The 17,226-nt window shown below is 72.9% G+C and carries 16 protein-coding genes and 2 pseudogenes; 8 read left to right on the top strand and 10 right to left on the bottom strand.

Annotated features, from left to right (window positions below; genetic code table 11):
• Positions 1 to 38: 38 nt before the first annotated feature.
• Positions 39 to 971, top strand: a pseudogene (locus ABZ858_RS00665) (LysR family transcriptional regulator); the annotation flags it as partial.
• Here ABZ858_RS00665 and ABZ858_RS00660 read toward each other — a convergent pair.
• From ABZ858_RS00660 to ABZ858_RS00650, 3 genes are all read right to left on the bottom strand, one after another.
• Complete coding sequence (locus tag ABZ858_RS00660) at positions 938 to 1,933, bottom strand: EI24 domain-containing protein (RefSeq protein ID WP_361370478.1); 996 nt, start codon at positions 1,931 to 1,933, stop codon at positions 938 to 940. The pseudogene ABZ858_RS00665 and the gene ABZ858_RS00660 sit on opposite strands and share 34 nt — an antisense overlap.
• Before the next feature lie 156 nt (positions 1,934 to 2,089).
• Positions 2,090 to 2,509, bottom strand: coding sequence for an organic hydroperoxide resistance protein (locus tag ABZ858_RS00655; protein ID WP_361370475.1), 420 nt, complete (start codon positions 2,507 to 2,509; stop codon positions 2,090 to 2,092).
• A 153-nt stretch (positions 2,510 to 2,662) separates the two neighbouring features.
• On the bottom strand, positions 2,663 to 3,685 hold the full coding sequence (locus ABZ858_RS00650; RefSeq protein ID WP_361370472.1) for an NADP-dependent oxidoreductase: 1,023 nt from the start codon (positions 3,683 to 3,685) through the stop codon (positions 2,663 to 2,665).
• A 92-nt stretch (positions 3,686 to 3,777) separates the two neighbouring features.
• Between ABZ858_RS00650 and ABZ858_RS00645 the strand changes: the two genes are divergently transcribed.
• Positions 3,778 to 4,221, top strand: coding sequence for a MarR family transcriptional regulator (locus ABZ858_RS00645; protein WP_361370469.1), 444 nt, complete (start codon positions 3,778 to 3,780; stop codon positions 4,219 to 4,221).
• A 161-nt stretch (positions 4,222 to 4,382) separates the two neighbouring features.
• Here the strand turns inward: ABZ858_RS00645 and ABZ858_RS00640 are convergent, their stop codons facing one another.
• From ABZ858_RS00640 to ABZ858_RS00620, 5 genes and pseudogenes are all read right to left on the bottom strand, one after another.
• Complete coding sequence (locus tag ABZ858_RS00640; protein WP_361370466.1) at positions 4,383 to 4,619, bottom strand: hypothetical protein; 237 nt, start codon at positions 4,617 to 4,619, stop codon at positions 4,383 to 4,385.
• A gap of 275 nt (positions 4,620 to 4,894) precedes the next feature.
• The gene (locus tag ABZ858_RS00635) at positions 4,895 to 6,073 is read right to left on the bottom strand and encodes a methyltransferase domain-containing protein (RefSeq protein ID WP_361370463.1); all 1,179 of its coding nucleotides are present in this window, start codon (positions 6,071 to 6,073) and stop codon (positions 4,895 to 4,897) included.
• 10 nt (positions 6,074 to 6,083) lie between these two features.
• Positions 6,084 to 6,221, bottom strand: coding sequence for a hypothetical protein (locus ABZ858_RS00630; RefSeq protein ID WP_361370460.1), 138 nt, complete (start codon positions 6,219 to 6,221; stop codon positions 6,084 to 6,086).
• 97 nt (positions 6,222 to 6,318) lie between these two features.
• On the bottom strand, positions 6,319 to 7,167 hold the full coding sequence (locus ABZ858_RS00625; RefSeq protein ID WP_361370457.1) for a helix-turn-helix transcriptional regulator: 849 nt from the start codon (positions 7,165 to 7,167) through the stop codon (positions 6,319 to 6,321).
• A 37-nt stretch (positions 7,168 to 7,204) separates the two neighbouring features.
• A pseudogene (locus ABZ858_RS00620) lies at positions 7,205 to 7,353 on the bottom strand (DUF6879 family protein); the annotation flags it as partial.
• 1,092 nt (positions 7,354 to 8,445) lie between these two features.
• Between ABZ858_RS00620 and ABZ858_RS00615 the strand changes: the two are divergent.
• Positions 8,446 to 9,582, top strand: a complete 1,137-nt coding sequence (locus tag ABZ858_RS00615; RefSeq protein WP_361370454.1) for an aminotransferase class I/II-fold pyridoxal phosphate-dependent enzyme — start codon at positions 8,446 to 8,448, stop codon at positions 9,580 to 9,582.
• A gap of 4 nt (positions 9,583 to 9,586) precedes the next feature.
• Here the strand turns inward: ABZ858_RS00615 and ABZ858_RS00610 are convergent, their stop codons facing one another.
• Positions 9,587 to 10,054, bottom strand: coding sequence for an ATP-binding protein (locus tag ABZ858_RS00610; RefSeq protein WP_361370451.1), 468 nt, complete (start codon positions 10,052 to 10,054; stop codon positions 9,587 to 9,589).
• Positions 10,055 to 10,145: 91 nt separating this feature from the next.
• On the opposite strand from ABZ858_RS00610, the gene ABZ858_RS00605 reads away from it, so the two are divergent.
• Positions 10,146 to 11,015 (top strand): helix-turn-helix transcriptional regulator, encoded by an 870-nt coding sequence (locus tag ABZ858_RS00605; RefSeq protein ID WP_361370447.1) that lies wholly within the window; start codon positions 10,146 to 10,148, stop codon positions 11,013 to 11,015.
• Positions 11,012 to 11,254, top strand: a complete 243-nt coding sequence (locus ABZ858_RS00600) for a DUF397 domain-containing protein (RefSeq protein WP_361370444.1) — start codon at positions 11,012 to 11,014, stop codon at positions 11,252 to 11,254. Before ABZ858_RS00605 ends, ABZ858_RS00600 begins: the two co-directional genes overlap by 4 nt.
• Before the next feature lie 4 nt (positions 11,255 to 11,258).
• Here ABZ858_RS00600 and ABZ858_RS00595 read toward each other — a convergent pair whose 3' ends face one another.
• Positions 11,259 to 11,717 (bottom strand): Rrf2 family transcriptional regulator, encoded by a 459-nt coding sequence (locus ABZ858_RS00595; protein WP_361370441.1) that lies wholly within the window; start codon positions 11,715 to 11,717, stop codon positions 11,259 to 11,261.
• Positions 11,718 to 11,794: 77 nt separating this feature from the next.
• Between ABZ858_RS00595 and ABZ858_RS00590 the strand changes: the two genes are divergently transcribed.
• From ABZ858_RS00590 to ABZ858_RS00580, 3 genes are all read left to right on the top strand, one after another.
• Complete coding sequence (locus ABZ858_RS00590) at positions 11,795 to 14,668, top strand: beta-galactosidase (protein WP_361370438.1); 2,874 nt, start codon at positions 11,795 to 11,797, stop codon at positions 14,666 to 14,668.
• A 173-nt stretch (positions 14,669 to 14,841) separates the two neighbouring features.
• Positions 14,842 to 15,345, top strand: a complete 504-nt coding sequence (locus tag ABZ858_RS00585) for a toxin (protein WP_361370435.1) — start codon at positions 14,842 to 14,844, stop codon at positions 15,343 to 15,345.
• Positions 15,342 to 17,226 (top strand): MAB_1171c family putative transporter (locus ABZ858_RS00580; RefSeq protein WP_361370432.1); only part of this gene is annotated, 1,885 nt, incomplete at its 3' end. The genes ABZ858_RS00585 and ABZ858_RS00580, both read left to right, overlap by 4 nt.

The following is a 17,226-nucleotide window of genomic DNA, read 5'->3' as shown; positions in this document are numbered from 1 at the left end:
TAGGCCCGCTCACCCGATGCGACCAGCGAATCTCTAACATGGGTGCCATGCCGAACCCGCATGCCACGGCCGACGACGCCGTCCCCGATCTGTCCACGCTCTGGCTGCGGGTGTTCCTGGAGGTGGCCCGGCACGGGTCGTTCACGGTGGCGGCGCGGCTGCTGGGCTGGACGCAGTCGGCGGTGTCCCGGCAGATCTCCGCGCTGGAGGCGGCGCTCGGCGGGGCCCCGCTGTTCGACCGGCTGCCGCGCGGGGTGCGGCTCACCGAGGAGGGGCGGGCGCTGGTGCCGCACGCGCGGGCGGTGGCCGACGCGCTGCACGGCGCGGTGCGCGACCTGGCGGCGCTGCGCGAGATGGCGGGCGGGCGGCTGCGGTTCGGCGCGTTCGCCTCGGCCGACGCGGCGCTGGTGCCCTGGGCGCTGGCCGCCTTCCGGGCCCGCCATCCGGGCGTACGGGTGGAGCGCGAGGAGGGCCTGACCGCCGGGCTGCTGGACCGGCTGGACGAGGGACACCTGGACCTGGCGGTCGTCTCGACCACCCGGCCGGCCCCGCTGGCCCGGTACGCGCTCCACCATCTGCTCGACGAATGCCTGTACGTGGCCGTCCCGGCCGGCCATCCCCTGGCGGACCGCACCGCCGCGGTGCGGCTGCGGCAGTTCGCGGACGCCGACTGGATCTCGGGCGGTGCGCGCCCCGAGGGCACCCTGCTCGACGCGGCCCTGCGCGAGGGGTTCCGGCCGCGGGTGGCGCATGTCGTCGCCGAGTGGACGGCCAAGCAGGGGTATGTGGCGGCCGGGCTGGGCGTGGCCCTGGTCCCGGCGCTCGCCGCCGCCTCCGTACGGCCCGATGTCCGGCTGCTGCGGGTGCGGGAGGAGGACGCCCCGGCCCGGACGGTGTACGCGGCGGCCGTACGGGGGCGGTCGCTGCCGCCGGCTGCTCAGGCGTTCGTCGAGGTGCTGCGGGAGGTGGCGGGGTCGGTGGGGGTGGCGGCCTCGGGGGCGGTGGAGCCGGGGGCGGCGGGGCTGGGGGCGGCGGGGCCGGGAGCGGTGGCCTCGGGGGCGGCCGGGTCCGGCTGACCGTCCCGTCGGTTCCCCGCCCCGCCCGTGCCCTCGCCGGTCGCCCCGCCCGTGCCCTCGCTGGCTTCCTCGCCCGTGCCCTCGCCGGATTCCTCGCTCGCCGGCTCGCCGGTCTCCTCGCCCAGCAGGTCCCGGGCGAGCAGGGTGGCGCCGGCGACCGCGCCCGGCATGAGGAAAACGGCGACGAAGGGCAGCAGGAAGGCGAGGCCGAGCGGGGTGCCGAAGCCCCAGACCAGGGCCTTGCGGGAGCGCAGCAGGCGCAGCCGGGCGCGCAGTTCCACGCCCCGGCGCTGGAGGGCGACCGCGGCGAGTTCCTCGGTGAGGAAGAAGCCGGTGACGAAGAAGCCGATCACCGGGACCGCGGTCTGGCCGACGACGGGCAGGAAGCCGAGGGCGAAGAGGAGGAGGCCCCACAGCGCGGCCCGGACCAGGACGCGGACGCTGTCGCGGGCCGATATCCACAGTTCGCGCGCGAGCGGCAGGCCGGACTCGGGGGCGGTGCCGTCCGGGGAGACGTCCCGGTCGACCTGTTCGGAGAGGCTCTCGTAGAAGGGCTGGCCGACCAGCAAGGTGACCGCGGTGAAGGTGACGACGGCCAGCAGCAGGCCGAGGGCGAACAGTACGGCGGTCAGCAGGCCGCGGAAGAGGCCGAGCCAAGGACTCGGCCAGCCGTCGGCGAACGGGGTGGCCCAGGCGACGGCGTCCTCGCCCCACAGGGCCAGCGCGGTGAGCGCGGCGGCGTACAGGACGAGGGTGATCAGTCCGGGGAGCAGGCCGAAGCCGTACGACCGCCGGTGGCGGGCCATCCACCGCTGGCCCTTCAGGAGATAGCCGAACCCCGCCCCTAGATCACCCATACGGACCACTGTATCGAGTGGGTGTCCGGGTCCCCGGCGGTCCGGTGAGCGGCGGTCCGGTCGCCGGACGGCGCAGCGGGCCGCACCCCTGTCGGAGGGTGCGGCCCGCCGCTCGCCGGCCGGGCGCTCAGGCGAGCGTCACGGTGGTCCGGGCGCTCAGGCGAGCGTCACGGTGATGTTGCCGCGGGTGGCCTTCGAGTACGGGCAGACCTGATGGGCCTTCTCCACCAGGCTCTTCGCGGTGGCCGCGTCGACGTTCGGGATGTCGGCCGAGATCTCGACGATGATCCCGAACCCGTCCTCGTTCTTGCCGATGCCGACCTTCGCGGTGACGGTCGAGCCGGAGATGTCGGCGCCCTCCTGGCGGGCGACGACTCCCAGGGCGCCCTGGAAGCAGGCGCTGTAGCCGGCCGCGAACAGCTGCTCGGGGTTGGTGCCGGTGCCGGTGCCGCCCATCTCCTTGGGCGGGCTGACCACGACGTCGATCTTGCCGTCGTCGGTGGCGACGCGGCCGTCGCGGCCGCCCTCGGCGGTGGCGACGGCGGTGTACTTGACGTCGGACTGCTGGATGGCCATACGGTGCGTTCCTCCTCGGGTCCGCCGCGACTCGCGCCCACGGTCGCAACGATTTCGGAATGAAGTTACCGCATGCCGGAATCTTTGGGGAAGGCGCGTCCGGTGACTGGTCAGAGCCGCGACGGTCAGGGCCGGCAGGTCAGAGCCGGCCGGTCAGAGCTTGACGATCATCTTCCCGGTGTTGTCGCCGCGCAGCACGCCGAGGAACGCCTCCAGGGTGTTGTCGATGCCCTCGACGACCGTCTCGCGGTACTTCAGCTCGCCCGAGCGCACCCAGGGGCCGACCTCCCGCACGAACTGCGGCTGGAGGTCGTAGTGGTCGCCGACGAGGAAGCCCTCGATCCGGCCGCGGGTCTGGATCAGCCGGGCGAGGTTCTTCGGGCCGGGGGCGGGCTCGGTGTTGTTGTAGACGGAGATGGCACCGCAGATCGCGATCCGCCCGTCCCGGTCGAGCGAGCCGATGGCGGCCTCCAGGTGGTCGCCGCCGACGTTGTCGAAGTACACGTCGATGCCGTCCGGGGCGGCGGCGCGCAGCTGCTCGCTCACCGGGCCGTTCTTGTAGTTGAAGGCGGCGTCGAAGCCGTACTCGTCGACGAGCAGCTTCACCTTCTCGTCGGACCCGGCGGAGCCGATCACCCGGGCGGCGCCCTTGAGCCGGGCGAGCTGCCCGACCTGGCTGCCGACCGCGCCGGCCGCGCCCGAGACGAAGACGATGTCGCCCTCCTTGAAGGAGGCGGTGCGCAGCAGCCCGGCGTAGGCGGTCAGGCCGGTCATGCCGAGCACACCGAGGTAGGTGGACAGGGGCGCGGCCTGCGGGTCGACCCGGACGGTCTGCTCCGCGTCCACGGCCGCGTACTCCCGCCAGCCGCCGAAGTGCAGGACGTGGTCACCGGGCTCGACACCCTCGGCGCGGGAGACGACGACCTCGCCGACCGCGCCGCCCTGCATGGGCCGGTCCAGCTCGTAGGGCGCCGCGTACGACTTCGCGGCGCTCATCCTGCCGCGCATGTACGGGTCCACGGAGAGGTACTCGTTCCGTACGAGGACCTGGCCCTCGCGCGGCTGCGGCAGCTCGGCCTCCACCAGGGCGAAGTCCTCGGGCTTCGGCCAGCCGACCGGGCGGCTGAGCAGGTGCCATTCACGGCTGACGGCGGGGAGTGCGGGGGTGTCGGACATGGTGGCGCCTCTCGTCGCGGATACTTCACTACCTTAAACAACCATGCGCCTGAATATTTCACCCTGTCAAGTAACGGAGTACCCTGGTCGCCATGGCCACACCACCGAACCCCCGCCGCCCCGACGCACTCACCATGGAGGTCGTCGAGCTGATCGGTGACGTCGTGGCGCGGTTCTACACGGACTACGAGGAGGCGGCGGGCGAGCACGCGCTGACCGGCGCGCAGGCGCGGCTGCTGAGCCTGCTGTCCCTGGAGCCGCTGCCGATGCGGAAGCTGGCGCAGAAGCTGAAGTGCGAGCCGTCGAACGTGACGGGGATCGTGGACCGGCTGGAGACGCGCGGCCTGGTGGAACGACGGCTCGACCCCGCCGACCGGCGGGTGAAGCTGGCGGCGGCGACGGAGGAGGGCCGCCGGGTGGCACGCGAACTGCGCGAGGGCCTGCGCTTCGCGCGGGAACCGCTGGCGGGCCTGTCGGACGAGGAGCGGTCGGATCTGCGGGACTTGCTGCGGCGGATGCTGGGACGGGCGGCCTGACGGCCCGCCGGGGAGACACCCGGGACGCCCCGCAGCCCCCCTCGCCGGGGGGACACGGAAGCGGCCCCGCGTTCCCCCGGCGAGGGGGGCTGCGGGGCCGCGCCACTCAGACGGCTACCGACCGACTGACGCCTGACACCTGACGCCCGACACCTACGGCATCAGTACAGCGCCCAGAGGCTGATGACTCCCTTGTTCTCGACGCAGGTGGCGTCCTTGTAGTGCTTCTTCGCCTCGGGTATGTCCGCCTGGCACGCGGCCATGTTCGGGTACATCTCGGGACCGCCGGCGACGTCGTGCCAGCTGGCGGCGGAGGCGGTACCGGCTGACAGCGGAATCGCGACCATGGCGGCGACGGCGGCGAGGCCGTAGGTCATTCGCTTGCGCCACGACGTCATACGTCTCTCCTCACATGATGGCCGGACCCGTGCCGTCCCGGCCTCGTCAGACCGACGCGTGCCCCAAGATCGCCAACACAGCTCCCGTTCCGTCACATGGGCACCACATGTCCCGAGGACGCGCACAGCTTCGCCACACGGCGCCGCGCGGAGTTGCCTCGTCGGAAACGACGCCTTGGCGCAGGGGGCGTTGACAAGGGATGCTGAACGCGCAAGGCCGCCTCGCCTGCGCGCCACCGGGGGGAGCGTCACAGGCGGAGCTGTCAGGGAGGCTGTCAGGAATCCGCGAGGACCGGGACAGGATGGTCCGGCCGGTCCAGCCATACCCGCTCGCCGTCGCGGTCCACGGTGAGCCCGAACCGCTCGAAGCCCGGCCGTCCCTGTCCGTCCCACCAGAGGTAGGCGGCCACCACCTCGTCCCAGAGTTTCCGGGGGCCGGATTGGTAGACCTCGAATGCGTCGCGGCCGGGCACATAGTCGGCCGTGGCCCACGATGTGACGGCGGTGTCCCGCAGCCACAGCGTGTAGGAACCATCGTCGTAGGTCTCGGCCCACGGGAAAGCGTCGGGAACCCGCACACCGATCGCGAACATGACCGGCCAGTCCCCCACCGCTTCCGGGGAAACGCTGGTCATGCTGAGTCGCCCGTTCGCCGGCCACTCCTTACCGCCGAGGTATTCACGGACGTGCTTCCGCCGAACGCGCTGAGCGCGTAGCCGCATGAAGGCCGACGACCCGAGGAACCACCCCGTAGCCGTGCCGTCCTCGGCCACAGCGAGACGGGCCACAGCTTCCCCGCCATACGTCGGCCCCCACGGCGCGACGATGAGCCCGCCCGGTTTTGTCTGCGCGACCCATTGCCGGGGCACGCTGCCGATTGAGCAGGTGGCCATTACACGGTCGTACGGGGCGCCCTCCGCGTATCCCTCGGCCCCGTCCCCGATGATCGAGACGGGATCGAATCCGGCGGCAGTCAGACGCTTACGCGCTTCCCTCGCGCTGTCCCCGTCCACCTCTACGGTGAACACGTTCTCAGAACCGAGCCGGTGACACAGCAGTGCGGCATTCCAGCCGGTACCGGTGCCGATCTCAAGCACTCGCTGCCCGTCCTCGACACCGAGCGCGTCCAGCATCGAGAAAACCATGGTGGGCATTGAGTTGGAGCTTGAGGGGGCCTTGCCTCTGCCGGGCCCGGTGTAAGCGCCGTCATCCCATTGCGTCGTGATGGGCGCATCACGGTAGACCGCAGCCCGCCATACGTCGGGTTCTTCGCCCCGAATCACTCGTTCGTCCTGCCGGTTCATTCCGGCACGGCCGGGCCAGATCACATCCGGGATGAACAGATGCCGGGGCACCGCGTGGAACGCGGGCAACCAATCGCCTGTCAGCGCGCCCTTTTCCATGAGCGCGGAGGCAAGCCCCTCGGGACCCGCCTCCTCTGTGCGTTCGCTCATCAGCGCGGACTCACTTACCGTTCGCCGGGCCTTGGCCGTCATTGGTGTTGCCGCCCTCGTCCGAGCCTCCCCCGCCGTGCTTGTTGCCGCTGTCGCTGTCGTCCTGGGGATTGCCGCCGTCGGCCATCGTGAGCCACCAAGCACGCATGTCCGTACCTCCTGTTTCAGCGAACCGATACGCAATTTCACATGCTAGGAGCGGAGACATCGCAGCACCCAGCGCGTTGCACGAGGTTGCACGGCAATCACGGGAGCCGTTCCATGGCTTTTGCGATCAGCGCACGGGCGTTCGCTCCGTAGACCGCCAGCGCTGCCAGTTCCGCGAACGTCTCCGCGTACATGGCTATCTCGCTGGGCTGCGTGATCGTGAGGTAGCCGGAGATCAATTCGACGTTGACCTGTGCCGTGTCGTAGATCCAGAACCCCTCGGCGGGCCAACGCTCCCGGTCGGCCCGCATCGGCACCACTCCGAGACTGACGTGGGGAAGTGAGGCAACGGACACGAGGTGCCCGAGTTGTGCGGCCATCACCTCAGCGCCACCGATCCCGGCCCGCAAAACCGACTCTTCGACGAGGAACGCGAAGCGCCGGTCACCCTCGTGCAGCACCCGCTGACGTTCCATGCGCGCGGCCACCGCTTCCGCCACGTCGTTCACCAGCCCGCGCCGACGTTGAATGGCTTGCAGCGCTGCCGTCGTATAGGGCCGCGTCTGGATCATGCCGGGCACGAGCCAGGACGAATAGGACCGGAAGCGGCGGGTGCGCTGGTACAGCGGCAAGCGGGCCTCCTGCGCTTGCTTGAGTCCGGCCCTTTCCATGCGCCGCCAACCGATCCACATTCCCTCGGCCGTCCGCAGCGAGGCAATCAAATCCTCTGCTTGTTCCTCGGCCCCGCACGCCCTGCACCACGCCCGGATGTCGTCAGCGTCCGGAGGCGTACGCGCGTTCATGATCCGCGAGGATTTCGACTTGCTCCAGTCGCAGCGCTCCGCGATATCCGCACCGGTAAGGCCGGCATCCCGGCAGAGTTCCGCGAGACGATCCGCGAGAGCCTGCCGGGCCCGCTGTGCACTGGAGTACGAGGAAACAGCCATGGCGCGTGATCGTCAGGCGGGGCCGGTATTCCGCGGGGGGAACAGCCCGCTCCCACGCCGCCTCATACCGTCCAGCGCAGGCAGCAGCAAGTCACGAGCCAGGGCGCGAGGCAGCCAACGCACGTCCTCACCGGCGGCAATGTTGGCGAAAGTGCCGTCGTACTCGTACCGGACGTAATCACTCAGCATGGTGGGCGAACCGTCGTCGGGGGTGTTCGGCCAAATTCCCAAGAATTTCAGGGCCATTGGGCACTCCCTCTACCGAGTCGGTCGCACGGGTGTGCACGAGCCTCGCGCCGCGTGTGATCAACGTCAAGAGGGCATGACACGTGTTCGTAAGGACGTTCAACTCCCGGCGCAGTGCGACACCGCACCGGACCGTACCTGATGGCCGGTCAGCACAGCCCGCGCTCTCCTAGCTGCACCACCACAGGAAGTGCTGGCAGGTGTGGGTGGGCTTTGGGTGGGGGGTTGGGGTCGTGGGGGGTGGTGGGGGTTGCTGGGTGGCTGTGGCTGTGGGGGTGGGGGCTCCTGGGGGTGGCGGGGAGGCGGCGTCTGCTGTGTCTCCGGTCGGGGCGGCCGTCGGGGTCGTCGAGGACTTCGGGGCGTCGGGCGGGACGCTCTCGCCCGGCTTCGGGGTGCCGCCGGGTGCGGAGGTGGTGGGTGAAGCGGGGTTCGTGGCGGAGGCCGGGTGTGCGGTTGTCGTGTCGGCGGCCGCTGTGTCGTCCAGGGGGTGGGCGGTCCGGGGTGCCGTGTCGTCCGCCGTCGGGCCCGCGCCGGAGAAGACCGGCAGGCCGGGGGCGTCCACTCCCAGTTCGGCCAGGCTCAGTCCGGCCGCCGCCAGGACGAAACCCGCGCCGATCAGCAGGACGCGGCGGCGGCGCCTGCGGTGGGTCGCCGCCTTGCGGTCGCGGCGGCTCCCGGCCGTGTCCGAGTCCGGGGACGTGCCGCGCCCGTGTCCAAGCGGCTTGCGGCGGTCCGGGACCGGGGCCGGGTCGCCATTTCCCTCACTCGCGGGCCGCCCGGGGGTCTCCGGGTACGCCGGGAGCGAGTCCGCCGGGGTGCCGCAGCCGGGGCAGGTGAGGGCGCCGTTGAGGTGCCGTCGGCACGGGGGGCAGTAGTTCATGACGCGGGAAGAGTAAGTTCCGGGCGGGGCGCCTTCCTAGGGGCCGCTGTGAAGGTTCCGTGGGAGATGATGCTGAACGCCGCCCTTCGTGTCTCCGTATGTACCGGTGGTCCGTGTTGCTCTGCGCGGGCCGCCGATGGGCGGAGGTTCTCTTGGCCGGCGATGTCACCCCGCTGTTCCGTACGCCGGAACCGCTGGACTTCCGCGGCCCCGGCAACCCGTACTTCCTCACGCCCGCCCTGGCCGCGGAGTTGACCTGCCGCCTGCCCGGCCTGCTCGCCGCCCGTCCGGCCGGCGCCGAGGCCGCCGTCGCCACCCTGTGCGACCTGCTGGGCCTGCCGCCCCAGTGCGTGGCGGCGGGCAACGGCTCCTCCGAACTCGCCGCCTGGATCGACCACCTCCTCGTCCCCGGCTCCTACGCCGTGCCCGTGCCCGCCGCCGGCCGCTGGACCGCCCGGCCGCTGCGCACCGGCCGGCGCGTCGACATGTTCCCGCTCCAAGAATCCTGCGGCTTCGCCCTCGACCTCGCCCGCTACACCGAGTTCATCCGCTCCCGCGACGCCTCCGCCGCGGTCGTCTGCACCCCCAACGATCCCGACGGCCATGCCCTCACCCGGCACGCTCTCGTACGGTTCATGGACGACCTCGCCGACCTCGACCTGCTGGTCATCGACGAATCCCACCTGGAGTTCGCCGACCCCGGCGACGGCGACCCCAGCGTGGTCCAGGACGCGGTACTGCGCCCCAACGTCGTCGTCCTGCGCAGCCTCGGCACCGGTCTCGGCCTGCCCGGCGCCCGCCTCGGCCACCTCGTCGCCAACCCCGCCCTCACCGCCCGCGTCCGCGCCGCCCTGCCCGAGCGCAACCTCAACTCCCTCGCCGAGCACCTGATCCGCCTCGTGCACCAGCACACCGCCGCCTACCGGCAGAGCACCGCCCTGGTGCGCCGCGACCGCCGCGACATGGCCGCCCGGCTGCGGACCCTGCCCGGCCTCACCGTCTATCCCTCGCACAGCAACTTCCTCCTCGTACGGCTGCCCGTGGGCGCCGAAGGCACCCTCGTCCGCGACCGGCTGTTCGCCGAGCACGGCGTCCTCGTCCGCGAGTGCGGCGACCGGATCGGTTCCTCCAGCCGCTTCCTGCGACTCGCCGTACGCCCCGAACCGGACGTACGCCATCTCGTCTCCGCCCTCGCCCAAGTCCTCCTCGCCCCCGGCTACAGCTCCGGCACGGCCGCCGTGGACCGCCTGGTCAGCGAGACGAACGGGGCCGGTCTGCGGGTCGGCTGACCCGTCACCTCCTGCGGCGGCCCGGCGGCAGGTCCACCTCCGCCCTCACCGTCTTGCCCGGCTGCGGCACCCTGTCCACCACCTCCCACCGGTCGGCCAGCGCCCCGACGATCAGCAGCCCTCGCCCGTGCTCCGCCAGCGGCTCCGGTGCCGCCACATCCCCCGGCACCGGCGGCACCGGCGGCCCGCCCCTCGTGTCGCTCACCTCGATCCGCACGCTGCCCGTGACCAGCGACAGCCGCACCTCGAAGTCCCGCCCCGGCACGCGTCCGTGCGTCACGGCGTTGGCGGCGAGTTCGGCCACGATCGCGGCGACCGCCTCCGACGTGGCCGAACCGTGCGGGACGCCCCACGCGTCCAACTGGTTCAGCACCAGGAAGCGGGCCAGGCGCGCTCCGCGCGCGGTGGAACTGAGCCGCTGCGCGAACACACGTACGGTAAGCGGCGGCTGGGGAGTCGATGGTGCGGTCATGGCCCCAATGTGGGGGCCCGATCAGGCGCTTCACCAGCCCTGGACCGCGTACGCTGCGCGAGCGTACGCGGTGACCCGCTGGACAGTACCCGTGACGTTCCGTGAGCATGGACGGCGGGAGGTGACCGGTGTGGTCAAGGTGAAAGAGCCCGAACCGTTGGACAGCTTGCGGACGTTCGGCGCGGTACTGCAAGCGCTCCGGGAGCACGCGGGGCTGTCCCGTGAGCAGTTCGCGGTGTTGGTGAAGCACTCCAAGCACACGGTGGCGTCGATCGAGCTGGGCAGGCGGATGCCGGATCCGGCGTTCGTGGAGCGCGCGGAGGAGGTGTTGGGCAACACGGGTGCCCTGCGGAAAGCAGCGGCGTGCTTGGCTCGGCAGCCGGGGTTGGCGGCGTGGTTCCGCCAGTGGGCGCGGATGGAGGCCACGGCCGTCACGCTCTGCACCTACGAATGCCGCGTCGTGCCAGGTTTGTTGCAGACCGCCGCGTACGCACGAGCGGTGTACGTGAGTGTGCCGCCGCTCCCGGACGAGCAGGAGTTGGAGCAGCGGATCGAGGCCCGCATGGCCAGGCACGCATTACTGTCGACTCGGCGCAAGCCGCCGCGTGCGTTCAGCTTCATCGTCGAACAGGCGGTGCTGGAGCGGCACACGGGCGGGGACGAGGTAGTCCGGGAACAGCTCGATCACCTGCTGGAAGTGATCGACCAGCACTGGAACGTCGAGGTGCAGGTCATGCCGCTACGGCGGCCCGTCCACGCGGGTCTGGACGGGCCGCTGCAACTGCTGGAGACGCCCAAGACCAAGTGGTTCGCCTACTCCGAAGGGCAGAACAATGGCCGCCTCATCTCCGACCCGAAAGAGATCAGCGTCCTCCACCAGCGGTATGCAAAACTGCGCTCGCAGGCTCTCACCCCCGAAGACTCCAAGAGCCTGCTGGAGCGGATGCGAGGTGCGCAATGAGCACGCTGGAACTGGCCTGGTTCAAGAGCAGCTACAGCAGTGGCAGCCAGGGCGACTGCGTAGAGGTCGCCCTCTCCTGGCTCAAGTCGAGCCACAGCAGCGCCTCGGGCGACGACTGCGTCGAGGTCGCCACCTGCCCCGCCGCCATCCACATCCGCGACTCCAAGAACAAGCAGGGCCCCCACTTCACCGTGGCCCCCACCGCCTGGCACCGCTTCCTCGCCCACGCCGCGCAGTGAACCCTCACGGGTTCTCCCACGCCGCCGGTTCCGCCGCCAAGCCCCTCACCTCGTCCGGCAGGACCCCCGCCGCGATGTCCGCGATCGTCACCCCCTCCAGGATGCGGCGGACGTTCGCCCGCAGGGCGATCCACAGCGGCAGCAGCGGCCGCGCCGAGCCCGTGTAGGTCAGGCCGGTCGGCCGTTCGCCGCGGACGGACACGATCGGGCCGTCCACCGCCCGGATCACGTCCGCCACGGTGATCGTGGCGGCCGCGCGGGCGAGTGCGTAGCCGCCGCCCCCGCCGCGGCGGCTGCTCACCACGCCCGCGCGGCGCAGGTCCCCGAGGATCCCCTCCAGGAATTTGTGCGAAATGCTCTGCTCCCGGGCGATGGCTTCCGCCTTCACCGGGCCCTCGCCCTGCCGTACGGCCAGTTCGAGCACCGCCCGTACCGCGTAGTCCGCCCGTGCCGAGATCCTCATGCGTCCATTGTGGCCCCCGGGACCATGGAGAATGGCGGGACCCGCGCCCGTAAGGACCCCGCCCGGGAGGCACAGCTTTGGCGGTCAGCAGACGTACATTCAGCGCCCTGGCGGGCACCGCCGCGCTCGGGCTGGCCCTGGGCGGCAGCGGCGGGACGGGGGCGTCGTCGGCGTACGCGGCACGGGAGTCGCCCGCCGGGCCGCCGCCGCCCGAACCGAGCGCCGACGGACGGCGGCACAGCGTCGGCTTCGACCGGTACTCGCTGCTGGTGGACGGCAGACGGCTGGTGCTGTGGTCCGGCGAGACGCACCCGTTCCGGCTGCCCAGCCCCTCGCTGTGGCGGGACGTGCTGGAGAAGACGCGCGCCCACGGCTACAACGCGGTCGGCGTCCGCGTGGCGTGGAACCACCACTCCCCCGCCCCGGGCACGTACGACTTCACGGGCGTACGCGACCTGGACCTGTTCCTGCGTACGGCCGCCGACGCCGGGCTGTACGTGCTGCTGCGCCCCGGCCCGCACATCGGCGCCGACGTGGACGGCGGCGGCCTGCCCGGCTGGCTGGCGGCCGCCGAGGGCAGCGCGCGGGAGGCCGACCCGGCCTATCTGGCACATGTCGACGAATGGCTGGGGCGCGTCAACGCCATCGTCTCCCGGCATCTGTTCACGCGGGGCGGCGGCACCGTGCTGCTGTACCAGCTCGGGGACGGGTACGGCCCCGACGAGCCGGCCGGGCGCGACGCCTACCTGTCCCACCTGCGCGACAAAGTCCGCGCCGACGGCATCGACGTACCCCTGTTCCAGGCGGACGGGAGCTTCGAGAACGCGGGCGCGGGTGCGCCCGGGTTCGTGCCGGACGCGGTGGGCGGGCGGCCCGATCCGTGGGGCGGGGCCCCGAGCGGGGGCCGCGGGTACGCGCAGGTGCGGCGCGTCCGGGGCGCGGCCGCCGAGCGACGGGACCGGCTGACCGACCTCGCCCGCGGGGTCACCCTGCACAACACCTACCTGGCCTTCGGCGGCACCTCGTGGGGCTGGCTGCCCGCGCCGGACGTCTACACGTCGTACGACTACGGGGCCGCGCTCGACGAGGGACGGCAGCCCACGGAGAAGCTGACGGCCGCCCACCAGATCGGGCACATGCTGCGCAGCATCCCCGACTTCGCCGCGCTGGAGCGGGCCGCGGACGTCAAGGTGCCCGGACTCACCGCGTACCACCTGAAGAACCCGGCCAGCGGCGCCCATGTGCACGTGCTGCGCAACGACGGCGGCAAGGACGTGAGCGCGAAGCTGCCCGCCGGCGGTGAGCGGCTGCCGGTGACGGTGCCCGCCGGGGACGCCCGGCTGGCCGTCACCGGGCTGCGGCTGGGGCAGCGCAGGCTGCGGTTCACCACCGCGCAGCCGATGCTGTTCCTGTCCGCCGGACGCCAGGACGTCGCCGTGTTCTGCGGGGCGCACGGCGAGATGGTCCGCGTGGGTCTGGAGGCCCGGCAGGAACCGCTGGTCACCCGGCTGAGCCCGCAGGCCGCGTACGTCTACGACGACAACCGGGCCCTGCTGCGGGTGACGGTCCCGGTCGGCGCGGGCGGGCTGATCGGCGTCCGGGTCGAGGACGACGGGATCGACCGGCCGCTGCTGATGCTGTTCGCCGACGAGAAGACCTCGGTGCGGCTGTGGCCGCGGGAGACGCCGCAGGGCGCGCTGCTGGTGTGCGGGCCGCGGCTGCTGCGCGGTGCCGCGCTCAGCGGGTCCACGGCGGAGCTGACCGGGGACACCGTCGAGGCGGCCCGGCTGGAGGTGTGGGGGCCGGCCGCCCTGGCCGCGGTGACCTGGAACGGGCGCCCGGTGCGCACGATCCGTACCGGCTCGGGCAGCCTGCGCTCCACCGCGGCGCTGCCCGGCGTGCCGAAGGTGGAGCTGCCCGCGCTGGGCGGCTGGCGGCGGCGCACCGAGAACCCGGAGTCCGAGCCGGACTTCGACGACTCCACCTGGCGGGTCGCCGCGAAGAAGTCCTCGTACAGCACCACCGCCGTGCCGGAGGGGCAGCCGGTGCTGTTCGCCGACGACCACGGCTTCCACTACGGGGACGTCTGGTACCGGGGCGCGTTCACGGACGCCACCGGTATCGAGTCGGTCTCGCTCACCCACCGCGGCGGCACGCAGGGGCTGCTGATGGCGTGGCTGGACGGGGAGCCGCTGGGCACCCACCGGATGCCGGTGCCGGGCCAGGGCGCGGCGGGGAAGGAGGGGAAGGAGACGTGGACTGCCACGGCCGTCCTCCCCGTGCGGTCGCGGCTGCGTACCGGGGGCCGGCACGTGCTGTCGGTGCTGGTCCGGCCGATGGCCCACGCGCAGGGCGGCGGCCCGGCGGGGGACTCCTACGAGGACACGTACGGCAACGCGTACAAGGCGGCGCGCGGGCTGACCTCGGTCACCTTCGGCGGGGGCGGCGCCGGGCCCGAGGTGCGCTGGCGCGTGCAGGGGCAGGGCGTGCCCGATCCGGTGCGCGGGCCGCTGAACAACGGCGGGCTGTACGGGGAACGGGAGGGCTGGCACCTGCCCGGGTTCGCGGACGGCGACTGGGAGCCGGTGTCCTTCCCGCGCACCGAGTGGCGCCAGGGCGTGATCTGGTACCGGACCGCCTTCCGGCTCGCGGTGCCCGAGGGCGTCGACGCCTCGGTGGGGCTGACCCTGGAGGACGACCCGGAGCGGGCGTACCGCGCGCAGATCTTCCTGAACGGCTGGAACATGGGCCAGTACGTCAACGACGTCGGCCCGCAGCACACGTTCGCGCTGCCCGACGGCATCCTGCGCAGCCGGGGCGCCAACACCCTGGCGTTGGCGGTGCTGTCCGGGGACACGAGTGCGGCGGGGCCGGGGCGGGTGCGGCTGACGCTGCTGGGCGGGGCGGCGGGCGGGGTGCCGGTGGCGCCGGTTTCCTCGCCCGGCCGCTGAGCGGCGCCGGCCCGCGCACCGAGGGGGGCGCGGCGCTTCCGGAACAGGTCACGGCCGTGCGCAGAGCGCCGCGAAAGGGCCTTTCGCCGGTGTCGGCGACGCGAGGATGATGGAGGGCGGTCCGGGCAGACTCATGGGGGGACGAAGGGAAACAGGTGCACAGGAAAAGGGAGATGCGGCGCCTCGCCGACGCTCTCGTCGACCCCATCCGGGTGCCGGTCCCCGCGGACCCCGAGACACTCTTCGCCGCGCTCGTCGACTCGGTCAGCGCCTGGCGCGGACGCCGGGTCGTGGTCCGCCGGGAGATCTTCCCCCCGCACACCGCGAGCGGACTGTGGCTGGAGGGCGAGACACAGGACGTGGTGGTCGTCGACCGGCGGGCCGCCGTCTGGCACCAGCTCGTGATCTTCTGCCACGAGGTGTGGCACATGAACCGGCGCGACACGGACGGCGCCTCGGCCGCCGCCCGCCCCGCGGGGCCGCCCCGGCCGGTCGCCGCGCGCAGCGACTTCAGCCTCGCCGACGAGCAGGAGGCCGACCGGTTCGGCATGCTCATGGGCGGGCGGCTGCGCGGCTGGCTGGAGGCCGGTCCCGAACCCGCCGGGGACGCGGACGACGACGGCCTCGCCGGACGGATCGGGGCCGCGCTCAACTACCGCGGGACGCCGGGACGATGACCGTCCTGATCGACTATCTGAGCTGCGCCGCGCTGTGGCTGGGCCTGGCGGTGAAGACCCCCGACCTCGTCCACCGCCGCCACGATCCCCAACTGCGCGCGATCTGCGCGGTGCTGGGCCTGGCCGGCATGTGCTTCTTCCTCGGGGCGGCGCCCACGGTCGGCGCGGTCAACCGGCTCAGCGGCGTACCGAATCTCGCCGCCCCGCTGACGTACGCGGCGATCACCGCCTACAGCGCCGCCTCCCAGGTGCTCATCGTGCGATGGCGGGGCGGCGAGCGGGTGCGGCAGGTCGTCCGGTGCTGGGTGGTGGCGTACGCGGTGGTGCTCGTCGCCGTCGCCGTGCTGTTCGCGCTGGGCAGGGCGCCGGTGGAACGCCGTACGGATCTGGACACCTACTACGCGACGACGCCGTACATCGCCGAGATGATCGTGCTGTATCTGCTGGGGCATCTGGTCGCGGTGAGCGTCACCACGGTGTCGGCGCTGCGCTGGGCCCGCCGGGTGCGGGGGTGGCTGCGGGCCGGGCTGGTGCTGCTGGGGCTGGGGTCGCTGTGCAGCGTGGGCTTCAGCGTGGCCAAGTCGGTCGCGGTGGCCGCGCGCTGGTGCGGGCGGGACTGGCCGGTGCTGGGCACCCGGGTGTCGCCGGCCGCCGCCGGGCTGGGCGCGCTGGTGACGTCGGTCGGCGTCCTCGTCCCGCTGGCCGGGCCCCGGCTGGCCCGCTGGCACCGCTCCTGGCGGACGTACACCCGGCTCGCACCGCTGGAACGGGAACTGGACACCGTGCTCACCCACCACGCCCTGCGCCTGCCCCGCCCGCGCTGGGCCTCCCCCACCACCCGCCTGATCTGGCGCCAGACCAGCATCCACAACGCGCTGGGCTACCTGGACGCGTCCCTGGACGGCACGCTGTACGACCGGGTCCACGCGGGGGCACTGGCCGCCGGGGACGACGAGTCGGCGGCGGAGGCTGTGGCCTGGGCGGTGGTGATCAGGGGGGCGGTGCGGGGGCCTGCGGGGTTCGTGGGGGCTGTGGGGCCTGCGGGGCCTGCCGGGCTTGCGGGGCTTGCGGGGCTTGCGGGAGCTGCGGAGCTTGTGGCGGTGCCCCCGTCCGGCCGGTGGGCGCTCACGGCACGCGGGCCGGGCCGGCGGGTGCTTGCGGCGCGTGCGTCGGGCCGGCGGGCGCTTGCCGGTCCGCGGCCGCTTGCCGATCCGCGGCCGTTTGCCGGTCCTGCGGGCGGGGGGCCGCTCGGCGCGCCGGGGGGCGGTGGGGGGTCACTCGGCGCGCCAGTGAATCCAGTGGATGGTGGGTGGTCATTCGCCACGCCGGTGGACGGTGGGGGCTCGCTCGGCGCGCCAAGGGGCGGTGGTCCGCCGCTCGCTGCGCCGACGGCCGGTGGGTGGCCGGTGCTGCTTCCGGGGATCGGGCGGCCACAGGCGCCGGGGGACGACCGGGGCGGGGGGCCGGTGGGCGGGCTGGACGGCCGGCCGGTGCCCGGCGTCGGGGCGTCCGCACTCGTCGACGCGGTGGAGGCCGCCGGGCCGGCGGCGCGGGACAGCGGCTCGGCACCCGCCCGGCCGGCGCCGCGGGGCGCGCGTCCGGTGGCCGCCCGCGCGGCAGCGCAGGGTGCGGGCGCGACGCCCGCCGTCGCGGCACCACAGGCCAACGGTCCGGCATCCACCGAGTCGGCGCCGCAGGGCGTAGGACCGGCGCCCACCCACGCGGCAGCACAGGCCACAGGCCCGGCGCCCACCCACGCAGCAGCACAGGCCACAGGCCCAGCACCCACCCACGCAGCAGCACAGGCCACAGGCCCAGCACCCACCCACGCAGCAGCACAGGCCACAGGCCCAGCACCCACCCACGCAGCAGCACAGGCCG

The organism is Streptomyces sp. NPDC047017 (assembly GCF_040644175.1).
Classification (GTDB): Bacteria; Actinomycetota; Actinomycetes; order Streptomycetales; family Streptomycetaceae; genus Streptomyces.
This window is presented reverse-complemented; position numbering and strand designations above follow the sequence as displayed.

What these genes read in the sequence shown, in the direction of transcription:
- ABZ858_RS00660 (WP_361370478.1), bottom strand. Translation starts at nt 1,933, where the DNA reads ATGGGTGATCTAGGGGCGGGGTTCGGCTATCTCCTGAAGGGCCAGCGG.
- ABZ858_RS00655 (WP_361370475.1), bottom strand. Translation starts at nt 2,509, where the DNA reads ATGGCCATCCAGCAGTCCGACGTCAAGTACACCGCCGTCGCCACCGCC.
- ABZ858_RS00640 (WP_361370466.1), bottom strand. Translation starts at nt 4,619, where the DNA reads ATGACGTCGTGGCGCAAGCGAATGACCTACGGCCTCGCCGCCGTCGCC.
- ABZ858_RS00645 (WP_361370469.1), top strand. Translation starts at nt 3,778, where the DNA reads ATGGCCACACCACCGAACCCCCGCCGCCCCGACGCACTCACCATGGAG.
- ABZ858_RS00595 (WP_361370441.1), bottom strand. Translation starts at nt 11,717, where the DNA reads ATGAGGATCTCGGCACGGGCGGACTACGCGGTACGGGCGGTGCTCGAA.
- ABZ858_RS00625 (WP_361370457.1), bottom strand. Translation starts at nt 7,167, where the DNA reads ATGGCTGTTTCCTCGTACTCCAGTGCACAGCGGGCCCGGCAGGCTCTC.
- ABZ858_RS00650 (WP_361370472.1), bottom strand. Translation starts at nt 3,685, where the DNA reads ATGTCCGACACCCCCGCACTCCCCGCCGTCAGCCGTGAATGGCACCTG.
- ABZ858_RS00585 (WP_361370435.1), top strand. Translation starts at nt 14,842, where the DNA reads ATGCGGCGCCTCGCCGACGCTCTCGTCGACCCCATCCGGGTGCCGGTC.
- ABZ858_RS00635 (WP_361370463.1), bottom strand. Translation starts at nt 6,073, where the DNA reads ATGAGCGAACGCACAGAGGAGGCGGGTCCCGAGGGGCTTGCCTCCGCG.
- ABZ858_RS00610 (WP_361370451.1), bottom strand. Translation starts at nt 10,054, where the DNA reads ATGACCGCACCATCGACTCCCCAGCCGCCGCTTACCGTACGTGTGTTC.
- ABZ858_RS00600 (WP_361370444.1), top strand. Translation starts at nt 11,012, where the DNA reads ATGAGCACGCTGGAACTGGCCTGGTTCAAGAGCAGCTACAGCAGTGGC.
- ABZ858_RS00630 (WP_361370460.1), bottom strand. Translation starts at nt 6,221, where the DNA reads ATGCGTGCTTGGTGGCTCACGATGGCCGACGGCGGCAATCCCCAGGAC.